We start from the raw sequence: 24,651 nt of genomic DNA on the forward strand, positions 1-24,651 counted from the left end.
TGGTGGTGGCGGCCGATGGCAGGCGATCACCGCCCTACCCCCTGCAGAATTCATTGCCGCCATGGAACGCCACTATGGTGATCACTTTGGGCTACTACGCTTTGCTGTTTACTGATGCTCTGAACCGTATTTTTTCTAACAATTGGTGGCCCCTGGTGACAGGGCGGCGGTGGGTGCTGTAGCTCATGCATCGCTGGTCACTTCTGAGGCGCGCAATGTTACATCTGATGACAGGTCTCTGGGGAGATCACCCTTCAAATTTTGCTGTACCAAAAATAACGGTTAACCCAAGAAAGGATCGTGCCCTTGGAGTAAATAAAACTAGTACAGTCACAAATTCTGCTAAAAGTAGTGGCAAAAATAGAGAAAATCCTTTAGAGGCAAAGTTTTTAGATAAAAATATACCTAATTGAGTCCATAAAATTGTGTTTTTAAACTATTTGCAATTTCATGACAAGCTACTTTCGCTGCTTGCACCACATGAATTGAGCGAATAAAACTATGGATTAGGGTCGGGTATCGAAGAATTTTGACCGGAACTCCAAATGACCGGAGGCGATCGCCATACATTAACCCATCATCCAGGAGGGGATCCTGTTCCGCAACTGCAATAATTGCGGGTGGTAGTTGACTGGCATCCTTAACTCTTAGTGGAGACACTTGCCATGCTTCTGCTTGAGAAAAATCTTCTAAATACTGCTGCCAGAACCAAGCCATTGTTTCTTTTGATAACCCAAGCTGATGACCTGCTTGATAGGAGTTTGTCTCAAAGCCGTACTGGGTAACGGGAGTAATCAGTAATTGGGCAATGGGCGAAATTTTCCTCTCATTGCGTAACTGGATTGCTGCCACCGCTGCTAAATTACCCCCTGCACTTTCTCCACCAAGGGCTAATCGTTGGCGATCGCCTCCCAAACTAGCTGCTTGTTGATCCGCCCAATAAATCGCATCAAGGGCATCATGGACGGCTGCGGGATACTTATGTTCTGGAGAGCGTCGATAATCTACAGAGATCACAATACATTGCCCATATTTAGCTAAAAAAGAACAAGTATCGTCTGCACTATCCAAGGAACCAAAAACCCAACCACCCCCTTGAAAATAGACAAGTATTGGTAAAGATAAGTCAACACCTTTATCACAAATAGGACGATAGATTCTAATTGGAATTGCTGGTGAATGAGGACGTTTAATTAATTGATTCTCAAATTTTACGCCAACTTCTAACCTGAGATCGTAGAGTTTAATGGCTTCTTGAAAAAAAAATCGCCCCTGCGCTGCTGTTAGTTGCGTGATCGGAGGATGTCCTAATGTTGTCATCCGCTTTTTGATTTTTTCAATGATTTTAAGAACCTCTAGATCGATTTTGCTTTGAGTGATCATAGTTATTTCTACCAGCAAAAGCTGCCAATTATTTTTGTTTAAGAAATGTATTGATTCCCTAAAAAATATAGGGAATCAATTGAATTTGTCAGAATTAAAGTACATTAATGTCGGACAAAATTATGGCTTGTTTGAATTTTGGAAAATTCTGAAAAAAAGGTGTGTTTTTCTAAAATCATCAAAGTTGCTTTTTTGTGGGGTAGCTTAACTGTGTCATAGATTTTAAAACCCATATTAGTTAAAAGAGGGATTAAAATTCGATTTTTGGCGTCAGGTTCAATAATAATTCGCTCCGTATCATAGGTTTTAAAAGCAAACTGAAACGATGCCCGAAAGATCGGTATAAGATATTCAGGGGTCAAATGACGTCTTTCACCTATGGCAATGTGCCCACCAATATCAGATTTTTGATAGGGATAAAAATGGCGAATATTATCTGCTGCGACCTGATAAAAAATACCATAACAAATAGGTTCCCCTTCCAAAGAAGTAATTACCAAATCCTTTTGGATTGCTGTAAGAGATTTTCTCAGGAACTTCTGAAATTCTGTAAATGAAAGATTAAGCTTCCAAAAAGGAACCAAATGTCTTTGGTGCATCCAGTTAAAAATACGTTCTAAATCTTGCCCATAATCAACAGTACGGATAGAGGCTGTCTTGTTATATTGCGCATCATAGTAATCAAAAGGAGTTGTTAAGGCTGCTTGAAACTTTTTTTTTCGAGCAATTAACTGATCATAATCTGCATCGTGCAATACGGTATGCAAAGCGTTATTGACCTTTCCATAGGCAGCAGCATGGGGGCGATCGCTGTCGTCGTTATAGCCGTAGGTAATTAAACGATTACGGTTTAAACAGAGCTTTGTAAATTTTGGAGCCAAAAGATTAAACAACTCAAAACGATCTTGAAGCTGTGGAAATTTCTCTTGGTAATTCAGAATGGCTTGTCGTACTTGCCGCCAGAATTTTACTTCGGGATAGCAAATATGTTGATCTAAAAGGTCAGAAAGATAACGATGGTGACAAATAAATAAGCCTGCAAAAATAAACTGACATAAGCCTTCGGGAGGTTCAGTGAGCAAGACTTCTTTAAGATCTGCAGAAAGATTGAGTAGTTCCGGTAGCGGCTGATCACTGATATTAACATCATCCACAAAATCCTTCATCGCAAGGCGACTGGGAATATTATTTTTGAGGACAAGAATTGTATTTTCACCGTGGGGTGAGAACACCGTGCCATATTGATAGAGGTAGTGAAGTAACGGTGGTAAAACAGTATTGAAAAGACGATCTAACCAATCTTCAAGGGTTAAACCGGACACATCAACTAACTTAAGAATCAGGGGATAACCATCAGCATCGAGGTGCACTAAAGACGCGAGAGTAACGGGTCTTTCGTCGGGGTCGGTATAGCTCAGAACACTTTCTCGCCAGAGACAACCCAACATTTCTTTGTATTGGTAAGGGGCACTGGAAAGTTGCTTGTAGTAATTGTGATTGTAATTTAGACTTGCCACTTCACCGGGCAGAATCATCCGGCATTCTTCACTCAAAAAAGGATCGTTGGCATGGATAGATTTGATGTACTCGGTAACCTTCGGGGCAATTTGGGTACGCTCATTGGGCAAACCACGATAAACCAACGTATTCAGAATGCTGAGAGGCAACTTCACATGGCGCTTCTGGCTGTGGCTAGTGTTGACAAATGTCCGGATGGATTGCTGCGGTAGATAGAGATCTTCGCTCTTACCGAGGTAAACAATCGACTGCAATGCCACCGCTTCACCAAAGATCGGCACAACGATGTTTTTCCATTGCCAATCATGGACGGGCATGAAGTAATACTTAGCTGGCTCTAAACCACGCTCCTCTAACAGACCACTGAATCTGGCAACCGCTTCAGGAGATAATTCTTCTTCGATTAAACGCTCATACTCAAGATCGGTAACGCCGTTGTAACTAGACTGCTCGCGGGCGATCGCCAACCAAGTCATCTGGATAGATTGCTTGCTTTCGGGGGCATGTTCTAAATAATCGTCATAACCAAAACCAATGCGACCCTTATTAAAAGTAATCCAAGGGTGACCTTCCATTTCCCCTTCCAGCTCGGCATAGTTGAGGTTGAGGAGATCAACATTTTTGCTTTGTTTGCGCTGATAAATGTGGGCATCAGCAATCAAAGTATTGGTGAGTTCCTTCAACAAATGGGCGGTTGTTTCACCGGTCATCCCCACTATTTCATGGATATCTAATGCAAACTGAAAGGGGTTAGTTGCAGGTGTCCATTCATCATTTTCGCCGCGATAAATCGACTTTGGATCAACGCGATAACTATCAAACACTCGCAGCTTGGCAGTAAAGCGATAACCTAATCCATCAGGCAAGTTCAGTTGATAGGTAACAATGTCTTCTTTGTCATCAATAACATCTGGTTTAATGATCTCCTCATACATAAACTCAGAGAGCATTTTTGTTAGGAGATTGAGACTAACGGTTTTCCAGATTTCAGGAGTTAAGGCGGCATTCAAAGCTTGAATATTATTCATGATCACTAGGTAAATAAGTTAATTAATAGAAGAAAAAATCTGCTTTTTCAAGCATTATGTTGATATCGAGTTATCGTTTTTGCTAACACTGGATGTAATCCGAGTGACCAAGTATAGGCTAATGTAAATACTGATAAAATACCGGCTAGAATTAAAGGAAAAGCAAGATTATATTGCGCGATGACATAAGAGGCTGTTAAGGGAGATAAAACCATACCAATATTAGCAAAAGCAAACATTAAAGTGTAATTAAGAGGAATTTTTTGTGGGTCACTATTGTTAAATAAATAGAGTTCTAAAGTCGCTTGGGTGACAGCAAGAAAGAAACCATAAACTACTCTCGAAAATACAAACAGCGATAAAGAATTTGTTGACCCTTGGATTAGTAATGTCACTGCCAACAGCAAAGATCCCATGGTATAGAGCAATGAAATGCGATGAGGTTTGGCGTAACTGCGGATAAAAGGCAATGCGGCGATCGCCATTAAACTGGGAATGGCAAATAGAATACCGCCAGTCGTTAAAGTTGTGCCAAAATAATCTGCCCCAGTGACATAGCTAACAAAATAGGGCCGCACGAGATTGTGAATAAACTGAAACAATAAACAAATCACGCCAATAGCTGGGATAAATGCCCAATGGGTTTGCAGAATATCTATCGGTGAATTGTCTGATTTGACTTTTTTAATTGACTGTTTATTTTCAGGTAATGCTTCTAAGAAAAACCAACATAGAGCGAATTGCAATATATCTGATAAAGCCACAATAAAAAATGCATTAAGGGGATTTTGAAGCTGAATAATCCAGACTCCAACGATACTAGAAACAACAATTCCTGTGTGAAAAACAGCCTGGTAAGTTCCAGCCATCATCTCCCGTCTTTCTTCACCACCTAACTGAATAATTAGGGGATAAAGAATCACAAAATTACTCCGAAACATTAACAAAATTACTGTGGCGATCGTAAACTGCGTCACATTTTGAGTCAAGGTTATGGCTATGCAAACTAACGCAGAACAAATTTGCCCAGAATAAAGTAAAATTTTGATATTTAATCTATTCGAAAAAAATCCCCAAAACGGTGTAGTCAACACTACTGTCACCCGACAAATAAAAATATAGAAGCCAGTATAGCTTAAATCTTCAACACCGAATACTTTTTCAAAGAAAACAGGATAAAAAGGTGCGAGTAATACTTCTGAAAAAATATAAGTAAAGGCACAAACGAATAAGACTGAAATTGAACGATTTAAAGTGTGATTCATATCAGCTTACACCGAAGTTTTGGAAGACATTTTTCTGGGCTATCGGATAAACTTCTTGACCAAGTAGGGTATTAATAATTACCGAGCTGCGATGGGCACCTAAACCAAGATCTGGGGCACCAATGCCGTGGGTGTGAAGTTCGCCATTCTGTACAAAAATTGAATTAGGAATAGATTTTGTGAGAGTAATGCGATAGTTAAAGTCGATGCAGAAGCGGTCTTTATAATCCCACTCGATTAGATCGCGGATGGGTTCGATAAATTCTGGGACTCGATGCTTATAGCCTGTGGCAAGGACAATGCAATCGGTGTTGTGTTCAAAATAATGATTTTGCTGTACCTGGCGATAACCGAGACGATAGCCGTTCTCTGTAACTTCTGCCTCCTTTACCTCCAGAGAGGAGCATAGTTTCACATCTAACTCAGTGCCACCAATAGTTAATTCGTAGAAGCGATTGTAAATTTGGGCAATTAATTCTGCAGCCATGCCTTTGTACAAAAGATTTTGACCGGAACGAATTTCATCACGTTTTTCGATAGGCAAATTGTAAAAATATTCGATGTAATCAGGGGAAAAATATTCGAGACCTAGTTTAGAGTATTCCATGGGAAAAAACCCTGGGGAACGAGTATGCCATTCGAGGTGATAACCGCATTCTACTTGAGTATTTAACAGCTCATAAAATGTTTCGCCAGCACTTTGTCCAGAGCCAATTACAGTCACAGACTTTGCATTTTGCCATTGTTCTTTGCGGTGGAGAAATTCACTAGAATGGAAGATATTATCTTGCTTCCCAAGTTTCTTTAGACAATCAGGAATACTTGCGGTACTACCGACCCCAATTGCTAAATGTTTCGCGTGATAAGTGATGGCGTTATTGGTTTCATAATCACGAGCTGTCACGGTGAAGTAACCTGCTTCATTCCAGGCGATCGCCTCGACGTTTTTTCCGAACTGACAGGTATCACCCAACTGCTCGGAAACCCATTGACAATAGTGGTTATATTCTCGGCGATAAATCTTAAATTCCTCAAGGAAATAGAAATTATAAAGACGAGAATTTTCGCGGAGATAATTCAGAAATGTAAAACGACTACGGGGATCTGCCATAGTAACTAAATCCGCCAAGAAAGGTACTTGAATTGTTGCTGATTTAAGTAACAAACCGGAATGCCAATCAAATCGTGATTTCTGTTCAAGAAATACTGAATTGACTTCAGAAATCGGGTCTAGCAGAGCCGCTAAACTTAAATTAAATGGTCCAATACCGACTCCAAGTAAATCATAAATTTGGTTATTCATTGCTACACTTATTGATTTTTATTGATAAAGTTCAGTCAGAGACCACATTTGTTCAAACCTTTGGCGATCACAGAACATTAAAGCGCCTGTTTTATCGGGAAGATCAACATTCTTTTGGAACTCAAAACCGCACTTTTTAAAAATGTGAATTATCTTGGCATTACGGGCATCTGGTTCTGTCACCGTTTTTGTGGTCGGAGTATGTTGAAACTGGAACATTGTCATCGCTCGTAGTAAAGGTAAGGCTAAACCTTTACCAAGAAAATATGGCTCCCCAATTAATAAGTGAATACCTTGATCTGCTTCTTCTGCTGGATAATGTTTACCGAGAATATCGGCGATTGTCCAGTAAGATTCCCAGTAACTCATTGGTTCATTATTTATACAACCAATGTAAGCAGTTTGATGAGAATCTGCTAGAACTTTCTTCAGGTAAGCTTCAATTTTTTCAATAGGCCAGGCCATTTGCCAAAAGGGAATAACATGTTCGTGATTCATCCAGCAATGGATACGCTCTAAGTCCTTTTCTAATGTCATCGGATGAAAAGAAAGGTATGCTGAAACAGTTTTGTCATAGACTTTATAAACAGGCTGAATTTGAGTCTCTAAACTAGGCATAAACTTCCTCCTTTACACTTGCTTTCAAGAAATACAAAGGATTTTGGATGTTGATGTAAACTGATTGATTTGCTACAGAACCAACTAGTTCATCCATGTTATTAAAGCGCGTCAAAAGATTGGCTTTAGTACGGAAGGTTTCTCCTTGCAAATTATCAAGAAGCTGAGAACCTGCTAAATCAAAATCAGCAAATTCAGTGATGGCATTATTCAGTTCTTGAAGGAGAAGATTTTCATCAACGAGTTCAGCAACACCTAAAGCATTAATGATACCAAAGACATTGTTAATAAAGACGTAATAAACAAGCCGTTCGTCAATTACCTCATCAGGGCAAAAAGTTTCACTCTTTTGACTAATCCCTTCAAGGATACCATCTAATTTATCTGTAAAAGATTCGCGGTAATAGTAACCTTGGTTGTCGCGGTAATAGAAATACTTGGGATAGCCATTCTTAAGCTCTAAAATACTGTTTTGTTGGTGCGCTTCTAGGGCAATGCCATAGGTGAAGTACATCCATAATATTGGTCTCACTGACAGGGCTAGGTACTGCTTAAACCAATCAACGCTGACTGCTTCCGTAGAGCGATTTTCCTGGTTAGCTAAGGTACGAATAATATTTGCAAGGCGAGAACTGCTGCCATCAATCGCATCCTGACAAAGACCAATTAAGCAACTGGCATCGGTATTAGCATCAGTGGAATAATTATCTACTTGTTTCGCTTTGGTTTGAAAGGGATTAGCCCGTAAAATTGTGGCAAAACCTGATTCTTTGCCATCCAGAGGAATCGTGATATAAGCCGGATCACGAATCACTTCAAAATGAGGGAAATGGGCGCGTAAATCTTCACCGATAGTGCTAGAAAAGATTTTATTCACTTCTAAGCCTCGCTCCAATTCTTTAAAGAGGTTTGCCCGCACTGAATTAGTGATTTTAATATTAAGAGAAAGTTTCACCATAAAGCGGGCATCTTCGTTGTAGACAGTCCGCACGGAGGATGTAGGTTTAAATTTACGACCTTGCTGTCCCAAATCTTCCAGCAAACCCTGACTAATGAAATCCTGAACTTTTTCAGAGTGCAGTAACCAGCGACCTTGCCAAGGATGAACAGGCACTAACGCATATTCGTCGTCGCCACAGTAAGCGGCTTTAAAGTCTTCGGGAACAGTCTCATCATTGCGTAATTCTGTTTTGATTAGCTCGGTGGCGCTGGCTTCTAAGGTAGAGCCTTCAACGACGATGGATTTGTGGGCGCGGAAATAATGGAGGGCAAATTTCCCTTCTGTTTCTGGAGAATAATCATTCATCTCCTCAGGTAAAAACCCTTGTCTACTTTTTGGCGTGGGATGCAAGTGATGTCCTAGGATTAAGGATTGCTCTGTTTCACTGAAGTTGCGTTTGAAGTTGTATAGTTCAGAGACATTGGGCTGTCTGGCTTCGACAAATTGCTGAATGTTGTTGCAGCTTTGGATCATCCTTTCAATTAGCTCGTCATAGGGTTCTGCTGATCCCGTGTTGAGGCTAAGTTCCTTGAGGAGTAGGGTACTCAGGGTTAAATAATCTAGTTCGAGCAGCTGGTCGCGGGCGGCGCATTTATAGAAGAGCGGAAAGGTAAAGAGGTGGCGATCGCTGGGAGACCAGTATTTTACACCTACCAGAATCTCGATATTTTGCTGAGGGAGGGGACAAATAATCGCGGATTTTGCGTCAGTGCGCTCTTTCACTTGGAAGGTGAGGGGATCATCGGTGGTGAGGGAGTTAAAATTCCCTGTTTCACGTAAATAACAGTTTAAAAAGCTCTGAATTGTTGCTGCTTCGGCAATTTGTCTACTATTCATTTTTTTTGATAGTCTTGCTCTAATTGTTGACCTAATACTTTAATTTCTGCCAGTAGGGACTGGAGATGTTCAACTTGAGTTAGGGGATTTAGGAGGGTGAATTTTAACTGGGTTTTTTGGTGGACTTGGGTTTGGGCAATGACGGCTTTTCCCATCAGCATGAGCTGCTTTGGAATTTGCTGATTAATTGCTTCTAAGTTCACTGCGTTTGGGCGATCGCCAACATACCGGAACACCACGGCATTAATGGCAGGATTTTTGGTAACCAACTCAAAACGGCGATCGCCGTCAATCAATTTCGCGGTAGACTGGGCGAGGTCGATGGTGGTATTAACCATTGCGTCAAAAGCCTCGACCCCAAGCACTTGCAGGGATAACCATAATTTCAACGCATCAAATCGCCGCGTCGTTTGAATCGATTTCGTCACCAGATCGGGAATGCCTTGCGCTTCATTAATTTCCGGATTGAGATAATCTGCATTGAGCCGAATTAAGCTGAAATTTGCCCGATTTTTCAGCAAAAACGCACCACAACTAATAGGCTGATAAAACAGTTTATGGAAATCAACGGTGATCGAATCCGCTTGCTCGATGCCCGATAATTTGTGGGCGTGCTGCGTACTCAGTTGTAAAGCGCCGCCAAATGCCGCATCAACATGGAACCAAATGCCTTGCGATTGAGCAATTTGGGCAACTTCTGCGAGGGGGTCAATACTGCCAAAATCAGTAGTACCAGCCGTGCCGACAATCAAGATTGGTCGTAAACCTTGGTCTTGCAGCGCCGTTAACTTTCCTTTTAGAGCCGCCGTCTCCATGCAAAAATTTGCATCGACAGACACTGGAATAACAGCATTTTCTCCCAAACCCAATAACGCTGCTCCCTGACGCACGGTGAAATGCGCTACTTCCGAACATAAAATTCGAAATGTGGCAGCCTCTGGCGGCAAACCCTGTTTTTGGATCTGCCAATTTAAATGGGTTTTAGCATAATTATCCCGAGCCAACAGCAGGCCCATCAAATTAGACTGTGTTCCACCACTGGTAAAAATCCCGTCTGCGTTACTGCCATAACCGAAGGTTTGACAGAGCCAGTTTGTCAGGTTCTGCTCAAGAATTGTGGCACAGGGACTTTGATCCCATGAATCCATCGACTGATTCGTCGCGCCAATGATCAATTCAGCGGCGATCGCCGGAATGAGAGGCGGACAATGGAGGTGGGCAATGCAAGTAGGATTTGTTACCGAAATCGTATGGGCCAGCACTTGTGCGAGCTGAGTTTGCAGCTGGGAGTAATGTTTGGGTGTGAAATCGAGGTAATTATTTTTGTGAAAATTCTCTAACAATTTTTGGGGTGATGCCCCTGAATAGGGTTGCTTACTTTGAGAAATATTCTGAATAAGCAGCTCTTGTGTAAAAGCAATTATCTCAGAATAGTAGTCAATACTTTCTGATTGATGGGTCAGAAAATATTGTTCAAGACGATGGGTCGCTTGGGAAAGTGCCATATCAAGTTTGCAAAATAACCGGACTGTAAGAACACTGGCAAAAAACTAGCCTAGTTTTTGCATCGCAGCTTGGACAGATTGTGCAAAAATGTCGCTAATTGCATCAATTTGAGCTGTTGTAATAATTAAAGGTGGTAAAAAGCGCACCACAGTACCAAAACGTCCACCTAGCTCTAAAATTAGACCCCGTTGCAAACATTCTGCCTGGATCTGTTTCGCCAGTTCAGGGTAGGCCGTTGTGCCAGCATGGGGATTAATAATCTCGACGCCGATCATCAAACCACGACCGCGTATGTCTCCAAGGCAAGGAGATTCCTGCTGAATTTGGCGCAGTTGTCCCAACAGGTGCGCCCCTAAAATTCCTGCTTGATCGGCCAGCTCGTTCTTTATAATGAACTTGAGCGTGGCGGTACCTGCTGCCATGGCTAACTGATTACCCCGGAACGTGCCTGCATGGGCTCCTGGTTTCCATAAATCAAGGGCTTCATTGTACAAAACCACTGACAAAGGCAAAGAACCACCAATCGCCTTTGAAAGTAGCACGACATCCGGGGTTATACCTGCATGGTCAAAAGCGTAAAGCTTCCCGGTGCGCCCCCAACCTGTTTGAATTTCATCCACAATTAAAGGAATGCCCCGTTCACTGGTAATCCGTGCCATCTCCCGTAGCCAAGGATCCGGCGCTGGAATCACGCCCCCTTCTCCCTGAACAACTTCGAGAATCATCCCAGCTGGCGGCACAATGCCACTTTCTGGATCATCTAAAAGATGTTCGATGTATTTGGCACTCATGCGCTGGCTGTCTTCTCCTCCTAGGCCAAAAGGACAACGGTAGGCGTAGGGATAGGGCAAGAAATGGACGTCTGCCATCAGTCCGGCGATCGCCTGCTTCGGGGCAAGATTACCCGTGAGGCTCAAAGCCCCATGACTCATACCGTGGTAACCTCCCGAAAAAGACAAAATACTACGGCGTCCGGTGGCTGTTTTGACCAATTTCAACGCCGCTTCGACCGCATCAGCCCCCGTCGGGCCACAAAATTGAATCTTGGCACGCCTCGCAAAATTTGGCGGTAAACTCGCAAATAATTCTTCTACAAACCGATCCTTAATTGGTGTTGTGAGATCCAGAGTGTGTAAGGGATAGCGACCTGTCAACGTTTGTTGCATCGCTTCCAGCACAACTGGATGATTGTGCCCAAGGGCCAAAGTTCCTGCTCCTGCCAGGCAATCAAAATATTCATTGCCATCGACATCTTTGAGGAAAATGCCCTGGGCTTCTTGGATTGCTAACTGAATGCGCCGAGGATAGCTGCGTGCATTAGATTCCCTGGCTCCTTGGCGTTCTAAGAAAGCTTGGGATGAGGGTCCCGGTAGCGATCGCCATTGACCGGAGCCAGCAGATCCAGACCCTGGCCTCGGCTTTATCTCATTTCGATAGAGCTGCTGCATAATGACACCCTTTTGAGTAAATTAATTTTATTGAGAAAGACTCTCTAAAATAGAAGTGGTAACACCATATTCTTTTTAAGAAAGTTTGTCAATAAATTTGATTGTGTCACTGCCAGGCGTCACTACTAAATTCTCTCCTAGGCATCTTGCAATTTAAGCAATTTTATTAACCTAAGATTCTGGGCTTTTATCTAAAGTTGACCGATCAAAACATGGTGTTTTGGGAAATGCGAGTTAGTTAACCTATCTCAGAAATAGTCAACTCAGCGTAAAAAATGTTTACGATCAGAGTGAAGTTAAATTGTTGAGACCGACGATTATAGATTCCATGTTAAATTTCGACCGTGATACCCGCCGCCAGTCCCTAAATCTTGTGGCGATCGCCGCGGCCTTTGTGACTAATATCTTGGCAAATATTAAGCCTCTGGACGGTTTAACCATTGCCGAGATTTCTGACCAATACTTTGCTGCAGTGCCCATTGTGCCCGCCGGTTATGCCTTTTCTATTTGGGGCTTGATCTATCTCGGTTTGATTTCCCTGGCCATTTACCAAGCTTTACCTAGCCAGAAACAAAAACCCCACGCTCGCAAATTGGGTTATGCCCTCGTTTGGAGTAGCTTGGCGCAAATTTTGTGGGTTATTGCCTTTCAATACCAGCGCTTTGTCTTGTCTTTGGGGTTAATTGCCCTCGTGTTATTGTCTTTGGTCTTGCTCTATCAACGGTTCGCGAGTGGGCCAAAACCATTGCCCAAAAAAGTGAAGTGGTTTATGCAAATGCCGGTCTCGCTTTATTGTGCTTGGATTACGGTGGCGACGATCGTGAACGGGGCCTGCGTTTTAGATTACCTGGGTTGGCAGGGATGGGGCTTAGGGGCAGCCTTCTGGACAGTTAGTTTGTTGATTGTGGGGATTCTCTTGGCGATCGCCGTGACAATGAAACATCGAGATGTCGTCTATGGCAGTGTGTTTGTCTGGGCTTGGGTGGCGATCGCTGTCAAAAATTGGAGTCAGGGAATTATTCCCCTAGTGGCGATCGCTGCTGCCCTCGGTTTAGCCGGTTTATGTGGTGTGATTCTTTGGTTTCCCCAGCGCCTCTCGATTTATCCTACGTCGCAAAAATGAAAGTAACTAATTTTCAGGTTTTCTAATCTCCCGTAAGCATCATGGCGTTGGCGATCGCCTGGGGGGAATTAAGGTCACGGGTGTCTATCAAAGAGTATATAACATACTCTTTGTCTTTAAAGCTTAACTAAGCGTTTGTGACTCAATATTGCTCTTTTATAGCTTAGCTATAGCTTAGTTGACTGTTAATGTTTAGTTTGAAGCTTGAATGAGCGTTGCTAAGGCTTCTTTGGCAATGGTCTCTGCTCTCTGGGATGTCACCTTTTGGTAGCGTAAGGTTGTCTGGATATTTTCGTGGCCCATGAGGGCTCTCAGGGTTTCAATACCCATCAACCCAACCCGCTCGGTGGCAAAGGTGTGGCGCAAATCATGGAACCGGAGGCCCTGGAGTTGGGGTTCTCGTTGGGTCATGGTGCGCCAATCACTGTAGGCGGTGCGATAACTGAGGCGACTAACGGCTTTTGTTAAGGGTTGTTGGGCGGTAAATAGGGCTGGATGCTCTGGATGGCGGTAGTACTTTAAATAAATCCCCAGGCTTTCATCAACGTCTGGGCTGTAGAAACACCAGCGCTGTTTGTTTCCTTTACCAATCACCTGGAAGCGGCGTTCCTGTAAATCTACTTGGTCATAGTCCAGGGACAATAATTCGGCAATGCGGGCCCCGGTGCGGTGGAGTAAGCGCACGAGGCAATGGAGACGGGGCTGCTGGGCGCTGGCTTGGTAGAGAATTTGGAGTTGGTCTGGGGTCAAGTAACGGATGGTCTGGTCACTGTGGTGTTCACCTTTGTTTGGATTAGGTTTGCGTTGGGGCAGACGGGCCAGGGGATTGGTGACTAAATACTGCTGTTCAACAGCAAAGTTCAGTAGGGATTGGAGAATCGCTTGGTGGCGACGGTGGGTGGTGTAGCTGAGGTGTTCTAACTGTTGGAGGTAATCCTGTAGGGTCTTGCGGTCGAGGTGGGTAATGGGCCAAGCACCATAGTCTGCTAAGAGGGGTAGCAGGGCCGTTGTATAGGAACGCACCGTGCTGGGGGCAAGACCGGGTCGTTCTAAAAACTCTGTGGCGACGGTGGCAAGGGTGGGCATTATCTCTGGTCTTAAAGCTAAACTCTATAGTAGAAAAATAAAGTAGGTTAAAAATAGCATATTAAAGATATTTAGATAAATGCTAGCTGATATAAAAAAGTAAAGAAATTATGGATAAATTAGAAGCGCTAATAACACCGCAATCTAACGAGTCTTTGGGAGATTATGTTCAGCGTCAACGGCGGCGGTTAGGGCTCACCCAACGGGAGGTGGCCCTAAAGGCGGAGATCCATCCCCAGAGCTATGGGAAGGTAGAACGGGGTCAGACGACGCAACTTAACCAGCGCACAAAGCAGGGTCTAGCCTACGCGCTCCAGGTGCCGGAGGAATATTTAGAGGCCTTAAGTCGCGGCATCGCGGTGGCGGTGGAGAAGCAACGGGCGTTACGGTTTTGTCCTCAATGTTGGACGCCAGGGTCAGCACCGGATCCATTATGGTTGGTCTTACGGGCGCAATATTGTTTTGCTTGTGGGACGAAGTTGCAGAGTCGCTGTCAGGGTTGTCAACAGCCAATCACTTCTTTAAAACATCGTTTTTGTCCCTATTGTGGTAAACCTTATAAAAGTTCAGTCAATCGCCCTGCTTCCCAGGCGTGATTGTCGTCTTTAAATAATTTAGGTAAAGGCTAGGATTAGATTTCACGGTAGTTAGCTCGATGGGTATACGATGACTCGACCAATCAAACATTGCTACTGGGTTCTACCTGGTAAGGAGTTATGTTTATTTCTGGTGTATGGAGGAGAGGAAAGAAAAAGCGTATCCTGCTGAATTAAGCAAAAACCAACAAGGATACACCCATGGATAAAGATAGTCTGATTTCGTTACCATCACCAGAAGCAACAGGAACTTTCCAAGACACATTAACGGAAATCCTACGTAAAGGTGCCTGTCAACTCATCGCCCAAGCAGTAGAAGAAGAGTTACAAAATTTTCTAGCTCAGTACAAAGACCAACGAGACAAACAGGGACGAAAAATGGTGGTACGCAATGGCTATTTGCCAGAACGCTCAGTCATCACAGGTATCGGAGAAGTCCAGGTAAAAGTACCAAAGGTACGAGACCGCAGCGGCAGCGGCATAAAATTCAATTCCTTGCTGCTGCCACCCTACCTAAAACGCAGCAAGAGCACAGAGGAGTTACTGCCATGGCTATATCTAAAGGGCATCTCAACAGGAGATTTCCAAGAAGCCCTAGGGTCATTACTGGGAGAGGAAGCAAGTGGATTGTCTCCAGCAACGATTAGTCGCCTGAAGCAGAAATGGGTCGGGGAGCATCAAGCCTGGCAACAGCGTTCCTTGCAACAAAAGCGCTATGTGTATGTGTGGGCAGATGGGATTTATTTCAACATCCGCGCCGAAGAAAGACAATGCATTCTGGTGCTCATCGGTGTGACGGAAAACGGCGAGAAAGAATTGCTAGCCCTAGCGGCAGGATATCGTGAATCGGCATTGAGCTGGAAACCCCTGCTGCTGAGCCTCAAACAGCGCGGCTTGGCCATCGCTCCAGAACTGGCCATTGGCGATGGTTCTCTGGGATTCTGGAATGCCTTGGCTCAGGTTTATCCCGAGACCCGCAAACAACGATGTTGGGTACACAAAACGGCAAATATCCTCGATAAATTACCCAAGAAACAACAAATGGAAGCGAAGGAGGGCATTTGGCAGATTTATCGCGCTGGGACTAAAGCCGATGCTCTACAAGCCTATGAGCGTTTTATCCAAACCTATGAAGCCAAATATCCAGAAGCGACAAAATGTCTGGAAAAAGACCGCGATAGTCTGTTTACCTTCTTTGATTTTCCAGCACCCCATTGGCAGCATATTCGCAGTACCAATCCCATTGAATCGACTTTTGCGACCGTGAGATTGAGAACCGATAAAACCAGAGGATGTGTTTCCAAGGCAACGATTCTGGCCTTGGTATTCAAACTAATGCAGAGTGCTCAGAAACGGTGGTTGCGCATTCGAGGCTTCAAATATCTTGCCGATGTCATTGAAGGAGTTCCATTTAAAGATGGATTGAAAGTTCAAAAAACACCCCCATCATCTCAACAACAGGATGCCGCTTAATTCTTTCTCATACACCAGATTTGACAATAGCCCTTTATCCATGGGTGTATCCTTGTTGGTTTTTGCTTAATTCAGCAGGATACGCTTTTTCTTTCCTCTCCTCCATACACCAGAAATAAACATAACTCACATCTTTATAAGCTGTGTTTTTCTGAAATTGGTAGAAAGCATCAATTAAGCGCTTGCTAAGTACAGGACAAAAATTGTATGGGGTGAAACCCTGACCCAAGTAGAGGTTGAGTAGAAACGGTAAAAAAGCGACGTAATAAGTCAAAACCATAGCGAAACAAACTCCGCGCTCGACGGCCATGGGCCTTGATGATGCGAATCGGCCTCTGACTATGTCGCCATAAACCCGCTTTCATCGCCCAGACAAACGCAATGGCCAACAGAGCCAGCAGCTTCGACAAACGTCTCTTATCGATAAAATGAGTCGATTCCAAGCAAAAGCCACGGGTTTTGAGGGCTCCAAACAGAGTCTCAATCCCCCAACGCCGACGGTAATCGGCCAAAGCATTTTGAGGCTCATGGGCCGTGATGATAATCAGAAAATCATCATCCGTTTGCTTCGATTTTTGTTTCGAGTCAAGACGAGTAGCGATGACATAGACCAGACGACCCCAGACCCACCGTTTTCCCGGCAGAATTCTTGTCTCACCCATGGCCAATGACCGAAATAAGTGAGTTCCCGCAATCGCTGGTTGTCCTTTACCTTTGCTAATCTTGTCGGTCTGACGGATGCGCAGACGAAAGGGAATGGGCTTATCCAGCATCAGGTATGACAGCCAGGGCTTACCAATAAACTCTCGGTCCCCTGTAAGATAGGCAATTTCCGCATCGGGGAATAAGATTTCAAAACGCTCGAACAAATCCATGCGCTCTGTACTGTTGCTGTTGCCCTTCTTCTTCTCCAGCATTGTCCACATCAGTGGATAACCGATGCCTTCATGGACAACACCCAGCATCAAGATATTGAAATCCGTTGTTCCGAATGACCAGTTGGTGCGGTCAATACTCAGGACCCAAGGTTGCGGGATAGCCGCGATATTCATCACCATCTGGGCGATTTTATCCAGGTTGACCTCAAAGGACTTGAAGAATCGCTGCATGCGCTTGTAATTGGACTCCTCAGTGGCGTCACCTCCCCAGACTGTGGCGAGTTCGGCGAGATTGACGGTTTTCGCCCGGAATAATGCTATCAGGAACATCGCAACGAAGGAGAGTCTGGCTCCATGCCATCCAATATGGGGTCGCAATTGGTCGCGAATTTCGCTAATCTGACTCATGAGGGTTTGCTTGGTTATCTTCTAATTCCTATCAAACCCTCTCCCTCTATCCTTTTCAAGTTTTTGTCCTGTACTGAGAAGCGCTTGAGGTTTTTATGGGAATCATGGCGGCCGATATAAAGAAAATAAAACTCAGTAGATTTTACTGCCATAGGCTGAAAATACTTAGAATCATATGCCAAGAGAATAGGGGTGATTTTTTGACTAGAAATTCCATAAGTCGTAACTAAATCGTCCGCCGTCGATTGAGAGACTGTGAGAATATGTTGTGCTTGCCGACAAACTTGAGGAACATAATATTGATAGTAAAAAGATAAAGGGGAAAATCGACCCGGAAAACGAACCGGGATCAAATCATGCACTGTTGTAACAAAACTTACTTTCTGGCAAAGAGGAGCTTCTGGTACAGGAGAAAATAATAATTGAGAAGATATTTGTTTGTATATTTTGGGCAGCTCATATTGCGTCCAAAACAAACGCTTAAAATGTCCTTTTTTGCCATTTTCAGAAGTCATTCCTCGGGGAATAGAATATCTTTTAAACTCTGAATAAATTTTGTTGCTTAATAGGGTGGGGTTAAGCGAGCATAGATGAGGAATGATATTTTTTAAATAGGTGCCAATTCCCGTAGGTTTATCAAAGTCAACAGAAAGATTAACTAAAAAATTTGAGGTGAGCATTTATAAATGTTTATTTTTGAAATTTATTGATTACAACATAAAAATCCTAGATGTTTTTTTCTAAATAATGGATTGAATGGCATCGGCATTACCTGTACTGGTCAGGTAATCCATCATCTGCTGCTCGCTCTGATAGTTCGCATATTGGATATTTCCATCCGCATGCATCAGTGACCGTAGATACGCCGTCCCATCTGCCACCTTCCAGTACAACTCCTGGAATCCATCGCCATCATAATCATTTGCATCTCGCATGATTAAATTGTCTATCTCTAGATCATTCTGGAAGCGACGTTGGCTATCAAATGGCCCACCGATCTTTTCTGGTTCATCGGCTAGGGTTGGGTCGATGTAAATCCCCACTACACGGGTAGTTCCTCCGGCTCCATTACGAGAATAGTCAATTTCTCCCGTGAGGGGATCAGCTTCTACTGTTGCCCATCGTCCCGATACACGATTCGTAAAGATTCCTTCCCGACGACCATTCCCTTGCACATCAAATTGCCCTTGGTATTTGTAGCCGTTGACAACATCACTGGCGGCATTATCTAGGCCATGCAGATTGCCATCATAGTCTCTTATCGAGGGTAGGGCATAGGTTTGACCCTGAACAAACGATAAATCAGGGTCTTCATTGACATCACTGACATTAATGGTCAGGACTTTTGTGAAAGTACCGCCATTGCCATCATCTGTTTGTATTTGGACTTCAAAACTATTTTGGGTTTCGTAATCGAAGACAGCATTTGTCTTGAGTTGCTCGCCGTCAATGGTAAAGAGACTGTTGTCACCGTAGCCATTCGTCAGGCTATAGGTGTGACTATCTCCTATATCTGGGTCTATCGTGGATAAATTGCCTACGAAAGAGCCGACGGGGGAGTTTTCATCAACTTCGGCACTGCTTAGAATAATATTCGTTGGTGCTTGGTTATCTACAAATACAATATCTGTATTCCCTGATGATAAGTTTGTTTGAAAGAGACCACCACGGTAGTCCCCTTCTAGGGTCACTATTGCATCTACAGTTCCATCATTATTGATATCTAACTCTAAACTAGTTTCTGTTTCATTTTGGCTTACCCTAATTTGCTGATTACCCATGCTGCTATTAAAAACTCGCAGCACATCGTCTTCACCAAAGCCAATAATTCTGTCTTGTTCTAGCTGTGTTGCTGTCCCCTGTACTCGATCTTGACCGCCTGCGATTAAATCAAAAGTATCTGGGGCAGTGCTTCCCAACATCACATCATTTCCCATTGTCCCCTCAAACAACGATGCTGTATCCGGGGTTGTCGGGATTAATGTGACTCCCTCGACTATTTCTGGTGTCACTGAGAGGGTAAAAGTCGTGCTAGCTGTAGCATTTCCTTCGTCTGTCGCGATGATTTCTAGATCCAGCTCTCCTAGATCTGATTCTTGAGGTGTACCGCTCAAGGTCGAGGTTTCACTGTCAAATATTAGCCATTTTGGTAGTGGGCTACCATCTGCTAGTCTCACGCTGTAGCTTAGGCTGTCTCCTTTTGCTATGTCTGGATCATCGAATATGCCATCTAAAATCGTTAATAACCAAGTTTCGTTTACTGCGACAGACTGACCTTCAATTGGCTCGACTACTGTTGGGGCTGTATTCGGATTAACTATCACTGTTAATTCAGCATTTTCTCCTAGAAAAACTACATTTTGTGGATTTGTAAAACTTAATTTAAAGCTTTTTGTGCTGCTGAGGCTGTCCAAATTTAGTAGTTCTACTGGCACTAATTTTTCTGTTTCTCCAGGTAGAAATGTCACAGTACCATTTGTTGCAACATAATCTTGACCAGCGACCGCTGTACCGTCGACTGTTTGATAGTCGAGTGTAATCGTCTGGTCGCTTGCTGTAGATATACTCACTAAGATATTGCGATTACCGCCACTCTCTGTCGCTGCACCAAGGGCATTGCGCGTTGAAAAACTAGATGCATTGGCCGCACGCAACAGCAATGGGCTAATACTAATGAGATTATCTACTACATTCAGAAATACACCGCCAGAAGAAAGAATTAAGGGAAGCTTTGAGATGTAATTATCCCATTGCTCGCCCTCCCACTGGGAGACCCCTTGCCATGTCTGTGATGTCCATTGAGCGACATTATCGAGGGCCGTGTCTGATAAACTGACAAATTTTCCCCAACTTTCTTCTGTAAAGTTTCCAACCGCTTCTAATGCATCTTGCCCACCTTGAATAAATGCGGTCTTTGCTTTCTGTATAAAGGAACTTGCTGCTGCTTGGACGAAATCAATTCCATCTAAGAAAATTCCAAGGTTTAGTGACAGAGCATTAGCACCAAGACGAGTTCCTAAAGCGGTAGCCACTGTCGCTCCTGATAATCCGCCGGATATTACACCAACAGTCTTGGCAATAATTAATCTAATTAAAATATAGTCTAGGTCATTGTCATAGTTAAATAGCGGTGATTTCAAAAAATTAAAACTACCTTGGTTCAAGCTCATCCCTGGATTTTCTTTGCCATTAGGGAGTTCCCCGACAATGATTGGTTCCAGGTGAGGCCCCAACGGATCTGGGAATGAAGAGTAATCCGCTTCTCTATACTTTCCTTCTAGATAATCTAGGCCGAACAGGCTGACGATATCTGCTGAGGTGATATAGTGTGTCGTCTGACCGACTTCATTACTCTCAAAGAATTTAGCGCCATAGCTTTGACCATTTTCGTTCACCTCACTCATAATTCCAGGGGCATTGAAGGTGACGATTTCTCCTAGTCCTCCATCGTTACGAGCCGTAAAATATGACCCTATCCATTGACTGAGAGCGCCGCCTAAACTGTGCCCAGTGATATAAGTAGGGAGCGGACTACCATTCTCTTTTAACCAGTTTTCTAGCTCTGTTTTGTATTCATAAAATTGTCTAAAGCCAACACCTTTGGTATCTGCATTATCTCTCCAGTCTTGACCATCATTCGTCCCACGGATTGCTAATATCGGTACTTTATTTTCTCCTGTGAGACCAATGGCGTAGAATCCTTCTGCTCCCTCACTCCATACCTTGTCTATTTGGTAGTTGCTATATTCACCGTAGCCTAAGCTCTCTAGATCTACTCGATCTCCTAGTTTCTCACCCTCGTTCCAGTCTTGATACACTAAGGCCTTTGCTAGTATTTCCAAAAAGCCATGATTTGGTTTGACTACTTGGATAGCGCTGACTTTACCATCACTCACCCATAACTCTCGACCATTGATGTCATCTAATGCACTAAAAAAGAGTCTATCTCCCACTGCTATTAAATCACGCGGATCGGACGAGTTACTACCAGGGCGAATATCTTTGAAGAGTTGAGTACCCGCAGGAGTACCATCACTCACCCATAATTCATCACCATTGACGTCATCACTAGCCTGAAAAAAAAACAAATCCCCTAATGCGGCGGTCGAACCATTAATACCAAGCGGACCAAAGCCAGGGAGGATTTGTGTGCCAGCTTCAGTACCATCGCTCACCCATAACTCTCGACCATTAACACCATCATCAGCAGTGAACAAGAGCTTATCCCCTACTGCTATTAAATTTTGAAGCGAAGACGTAATAGGGCCAGGGCGAATATCTTTAACGAGTTGGGTGCCAGCCGCCGTACCATCACTCACCCACAATTCCTCACCACTGACGCCATCATTGACAGTGAAAAAGAGTCGATCTCCTACTGCTGTTAAATTCCCAGGATTAGACGAGTTAGAGCCGGGGCGAATATCTTTGAAGAGTTGGGTACCAGCTTCGGTACCATCACTCACCCACAATTCTCGACCATTAACGCCATCAAAGGCCGTGAAAAAAAGTCGATCTCCTACTGCTGTCAGCCAGGCAAGACCAGACGAGTTAGAGCCAGGATTGATATCTTTAACGAGTTGGGTACCAGCGGCTGTGCCATCACTCACCCATAATTCAAAGCCATTTTCGCCATCATTTGCTCTGAAAAAAAGCCTATCTCTCAATGCTGTCAGCTCGTCAAGACCAGATGTACTAGAGCCAGGGTTAATATCCTTAACGAGCTGAGTGCCAGCTTCTGTGCCATCACTCACCCATAACTCAATACCGTTGAGGCGGTCATTCGCTCTGAAAAAGAGCCGATCTCCCACCGCTGTTAAATCTCTAAGATCAGATGAAATATCCTTAACGAGCTGAGTGCCTGTTTCTGTGCCATCACTCACCCACAACTCAATACCGTTGACACCATCGTTCGCATTGAAAAAGAGCCGATCTCCCACCGCTGTTAAATCTCTGGGGTTAGACGAGTCGGTGCCAGGGTTAATATCCTTGACCAGTCGCGTGCCAGCAGCGGTACCGTCACTCACCCACAATTCAAAGCCATTTTCGCCGTTAGCTCCATTTAAGCCGTTACTGGCAGTAAAAAAGAATCGATCTCCTACTACTGTCAAAAAGGAAGGATCGGATGAGCCAGAGCCAGGAAGGATATCTTTAACGAGTCGCGTATTGGCAGCAATAGTGCCATTACTCGCTTCAATCTCAATCTCCTGACCATCAAGTTGAATCGTCGTAGTGTCATCTTCATTCTGTAGCCGCGTCAGTTCGGCCCCAGAGAATTCCTGCCCGACCACTAACCCCGCAAAATATTCCCCTTCATCGCCTGGAGTATCTGTCGCTTTCAGTTCCCCATCTAGCCAATGGCCAATCTCCTCCAGGAGCACCGCTGTGATCTGTTCCCCACTACCCTGACTGAGTAAGTCTGCCGAGAGGTAAATCCGATCAGTCTGGGCCGCAAAGGCACCATTCGCCTCACCCAACACATCTGCAGGCAAAATCTCGATGGGAGCAATGTCACTAAAATCACTCGTGAGCCATCTCTGTCGGATAGTCTCAATTACCCCAGGGTCAACCTCATCCCCAAAAACGGTGCGAATAATCTCTGAAAAGCGAATCCCATCACTGGCAACCTCCGTAAGTAGAGTTTCAATGGCGCTCACTTGAGAAGAAAGTTCTGCAGCGAGGGTATCGGGGAGGGTTCCTTTGATGATAAAACTCATGGCGGGCACAAGGGCAGATTGTGAAGAGTACTATAAGACTAATCACCCACCGCCTAAGTGTCAATACTTTTATTTGGGCTATTGTCAAATCTGGTGTATGAGAAAGAATTAAGCGGCATCCTGTTGTTGAGATGATGGGGGTGTTTTTTGAACTTTCAATCCATCTTTAAATGGAACTCCTTCAATGACATCGGCAAGATATTTGAAGCCTCGAATGCGCAACCACCGTTTCTGAGCACTCTGCATTAGTTTGAATACCAAGGCCAGAATCGTTGCCTTGGAAACACATCCTCTGGTTTTATCGGTTCTCAATCTCACGGTCGCAAAAGTCGATTCAATGGGATTGGTACTGCGAATATGCTGCCAATGGGGTGCTGGAAAATCAAAGAAGGTAAACAGACTATCGCGGTCTTTTTCCAGACATTTTGTCGCTTCTGGATATTTGGCTTCATAGGTTTGGATAAAACGCTCATAGGCTTGTAGAGCATCGGCTTTAGTCCCAGCGCGATAAATCTGCCAAATGCCCTCCTTCGCTTCCATTTGTTGTTTCTTGGGTAATTTATCGAGGATATTTGCCGTTTTGTGTACCCAACATCGTTGTTTGCGGGTCTCGGGATAAACCTGAGCCAAGGCATTCCAGAATCCCAGAGAACCATCGCCAATGGCCAGTTCTGGAGCGATGGCCAAGCCGCGCTGTTTGAGGCTCAGCAGCAGGGGTTTCCAGCTCAATGCCGATTCACGATATCCTGCCGCTAGGGCTAGCAATTCTTTCTCGCCGTTTTCCGTCACACCGATGAGCACCAGAATGCATTGTCTTTCTTCGGCGCGGATGTTGAAATAAATCCCATCTGCCCACACATACACATAGCGCTTTTGTTGCAAGGAACGCTGTTGCCAGGCTTGATGCTCCCCGACCCATTTCTGCTTCAGGCGACTAATCGTTGCTGGAGACAATCCACTTGCTTCCTCTCCCAGTAATGACCCTAGGGCTTCTTGGAAATCTCCTGTTGAGATGCCCTTTAGATATAGCCATGGCAGTAACTCCTCTGTGCTCTTGCTGCGTTTTAGGTAGGGTGGCAGCAGCAAGGAATTGAATTTTATGCCGCTGCCGCTGCGGTCTCGTACCTTTGGTACTTTTACCTGGACTTCTCCGATACCTGTGATGACTGAGCGTTCTGGCAAATAGCCATTGCGTACCACCATTTTTCGTCCCTGTTTGTCTCGTTGGTCTTTGTACTGAGCTAGAAAATTTTGTAACTCTTCTTCTACTGCTTGGGCGATGAGTTGACAGGCACCTTTACGTAGGATTTCCGTTAATGTGTCTTGGAAAGTTCCTGTTGCTTCTGGTGATGGTAACGAAATCAGACTATCTTTATCCATGGGTGTATCCTTGTTGGTTTTTGCTTAATTCAGCAGGATACGCTTTTTCTTTCCTCTCCTCCATACACCAGAAATAAACATAACTCT

17 protein-coding genes are annotated in these 24,651 nt (G+C 44.1%); 4 read left to right on the forward strand and 13 right to left on the reverse strand.

Features of this window, described 5'->3' with window-relative positions; all coding sequences use genetic code 11:
- Positions 1-227 precede the first annotated feature (227 nt).
- The gene (locus tag FEK30_RS16175; RefSeq protein WP_143596762.1) at positions 228-413 is read left to right on the forward strand and encodes a hypothetical protein; all 186 of its coding nucleotides are present in this window, start codon (positions 228-230) and stop codon (positions 411-413) included.
- On the opposite strand, the gene FEK30_RS16180 is transcribed toward FEK30_RS16175, so the two are convergent.
- From FEK30_RS16180 to FEK30_RS16215, 8 genes are all read right to left on the reverse strand, one after another.
- Positions 406-1,383, reverse strand: coding sequence for an alpha/beta hydrolase (locus FEK30_RS16180; protein ID WP_138073875.1), 978 nt, complete (start codon positions 1,381-1,383; stop codon positions 406-408). The two genes, FEK30_RS16175 and FEK30_RS16180, sit on opposite strands and share 8 nt — an antisense overlap.
- Before the next feature lie 104 nt (positions 1,384-1,487).
- Positions 1,488-3,929, reverse strand: coding sequence for a GNAT family N-acetyltransferase (locus FEK30_RS16185; RefSeq protein ID WP_138073876.1), 2,442 nt, complete (start codon positions 3,927-3,929; stop codon positions 1,488-1,490).
- 47 nt (positions 3,930-3,976) lie between these two features.
- A complete protein-coding gene (locus FEK30_RS16190) occupies positions 3,977-5,194 on the reverse strand; it encodes an MFS transporter (RefSeq protein WP_138073877.1) in 1,218 nt (405 codons plus the stop codon).
- 1 nt (position 5,195) lies between these two features.
- Entirely contained in the window at positions 5,196-6,497 is a 1,302-nt protein-coding gene (locus FEK30_RS16195) for a lysine N(6)-hydroxylase/L-ornithine N(5)-oxygenase family protein (RefSeq protein WP_138073878.1), read from the reverse strand.
- Between the two features lie 18 nt (positions 6,498-6,515).
- Positions 6,516-7,115 (reverse strand): GNAT family N-acetyltransferase, encoded by a 600-nt coding sequence (locus FEK30_RS16200; RefSeq protein WP_065711921.1) that lies wholly within the window; start codon positions 7,113-7,115, stop codon positions 6,516-6,518.
- Entirely contained in the window at positions 7,108-8,952 is a 1,845-nt protein-coding gene (locus FEK30_RS16205) for an IucA/IucC family protein (RefSeq protein WP_065711922.1), read from the reverse strand. The genes FEK30_RS16200 and FEK30_RS16205 overlap by 8 nt, the downstream gene beginning before the upstream one ends.
- A complete protein-coding gene (locus FEK30_RS16210; protein WP_065711923.1) occupies positions 8,949-10,457 on the reverse strand; it encodes a pyridoxal phosphate-dependent decarboxylase family protein in 1,509 nt (502 codons plus the stop codon). The genes FEK30_RS16205 and FEK30_RS16210 overlap by 4 nt, the downstream gene beginning before the upstream one ends.
- A gap of 45 nt (positions 10,458-10,502) precedes the next feature.
- Positions 10,503-11,906 (reverse strand): aspartate aminotransferase family protein, encoded by a 1,404-nt coding sequence (locus tag FEK30_RS16215; RefSeq protein ID WP_065711924.1) that lies wholly within the window; start codon positions 11,904-11,906, stop codon positions 10,503-10,505.
- 328 nt (positions 11,907-12,234) lie between these two features.
- On the opposite strand from FEK30_RS16215, the gene FEK30_RS16220 reads away from it, so the two are divergent.
- Positions 12,235-13,029, forward strand: a complete 795-nt coding sequence (locus tag FEK30_RS16220) for a TspO-related membrane protein (protein ID WP_168191175.1) — start codon at positions 12,235-12,237, stop codon at positions 13,027-13,029.
- A 192-nt stretch (positions 13,030-13,221) separates the two neighbouring features.
- On the opposite strand, the gene FEK30_RS16225 is transcribed toward FEK30_RS16220, so the two are convergent.
- Positions 13,222-14,115 (reverse strand): tyrosine-type recombinase/integrase, encoded by an 894-nt coding sequence (locus FEK30_RS16225; RefSeq protein WP_138073880.1) that lies wholly within the window; start codon positions 14,113-14,115, stop codon positions 13,222-13,224.
- A 110-nt stretch (positions 14,116-14,225) separates the two neighbouring features.
- Between FEK30_RS16225 and FEK30_RS16230 the strand changes: the two genes are divergently transcribed.
- The gene (locus FEK30_RS16230; RefSeq protein WP_138073881.1) at positions 14,226-14,711 is read left to right on the forward strand and encodes a double zinc ribbon domain-containing protein; all 486 of its coding nucleotides are present in this window, start codon (positions 14,226-14,228) and stop codon (positions 14,709-14,711) included.
- A gap of 201 nt (positions 14,712-14,912) precedes the next feature.
- Positions 14,913-16,184 (forward strand): IS256 family transposase, encoded by a 1,272-nt coding sequence (locus FEK30_RS16235; protein ID WP_138071019.1) that lies wholly within the window; start codon positions 14,913-14,915, stop codon positions 16,182-16,184.
- Between the two features lie 185 nt (positions 16,185-16,369).
- Here FEK30_RS16235 and FEK30_RS16240 read toward each other — a convergent pair whose 3' ends face one another.
- The 4 genes from FEK30_RS16240 to FEK30_RS16255 form a co-directional block, all read right to left on the reverse strand.
- Positions 16,370-17,470 (reverse strand): IS4 family transposase, encoded by a 1,101-nt coding sequence (locus FEK30_RS16240; RefSeq protein ID WP_138072190.1) that lies wholly within the window; start codon positions 17,468-17,470, stop codon positions 16,370-16,372.
- Positions 17,471-17,484: 14 nt separating this feature from the next.
- Positions 17,485-18,150, reverse strand: coding sequence for a glycosyltransferase (locus FEK30_RS16245; protein ID WP_138073882.1), 666 nt, complete (start codon positions 18,148-18,150; stop codon positions 17,485-17,487).
- A gap of 60 nt (positions 18,151-18,210) precedes the next feature.
- A complete protein-coding gene (locus FEK30_RS16250) occupies positions 18,211-23,184 on the reverse strand; it encodes an ELWxxDGT repeat protein (protein WP_138073883.1) in 4,974 nt (1,657 codons plus the stop codon).
- Positions 23,185-23,292: 108 nt separating this feature from the next.
- Positions 23,293-24,564 carry an IS256 family transposase gene (locus FEK30_RS16255; RefSeq protein ID WP_138071019.1) on the reverse strand — a complete coding sequence of 424 codons (1,272 nt, stop codon included), beginning with the start codon at positions 24,562-24,564 and terminating at the stop codon, positions 23,293-23,295.
- Positions 24,565-24,651: the final 87 nt, after the last annotated feature.

It is taken from the genome of Picosynechococcus sp. PCC 11901 (assembly GCF_005577135.1).
Lineage (GTDB): Bacteria > Cyanobacteriota > Cyanobacteriia > Cyanobacteriales > MRBY01 > MRBY01.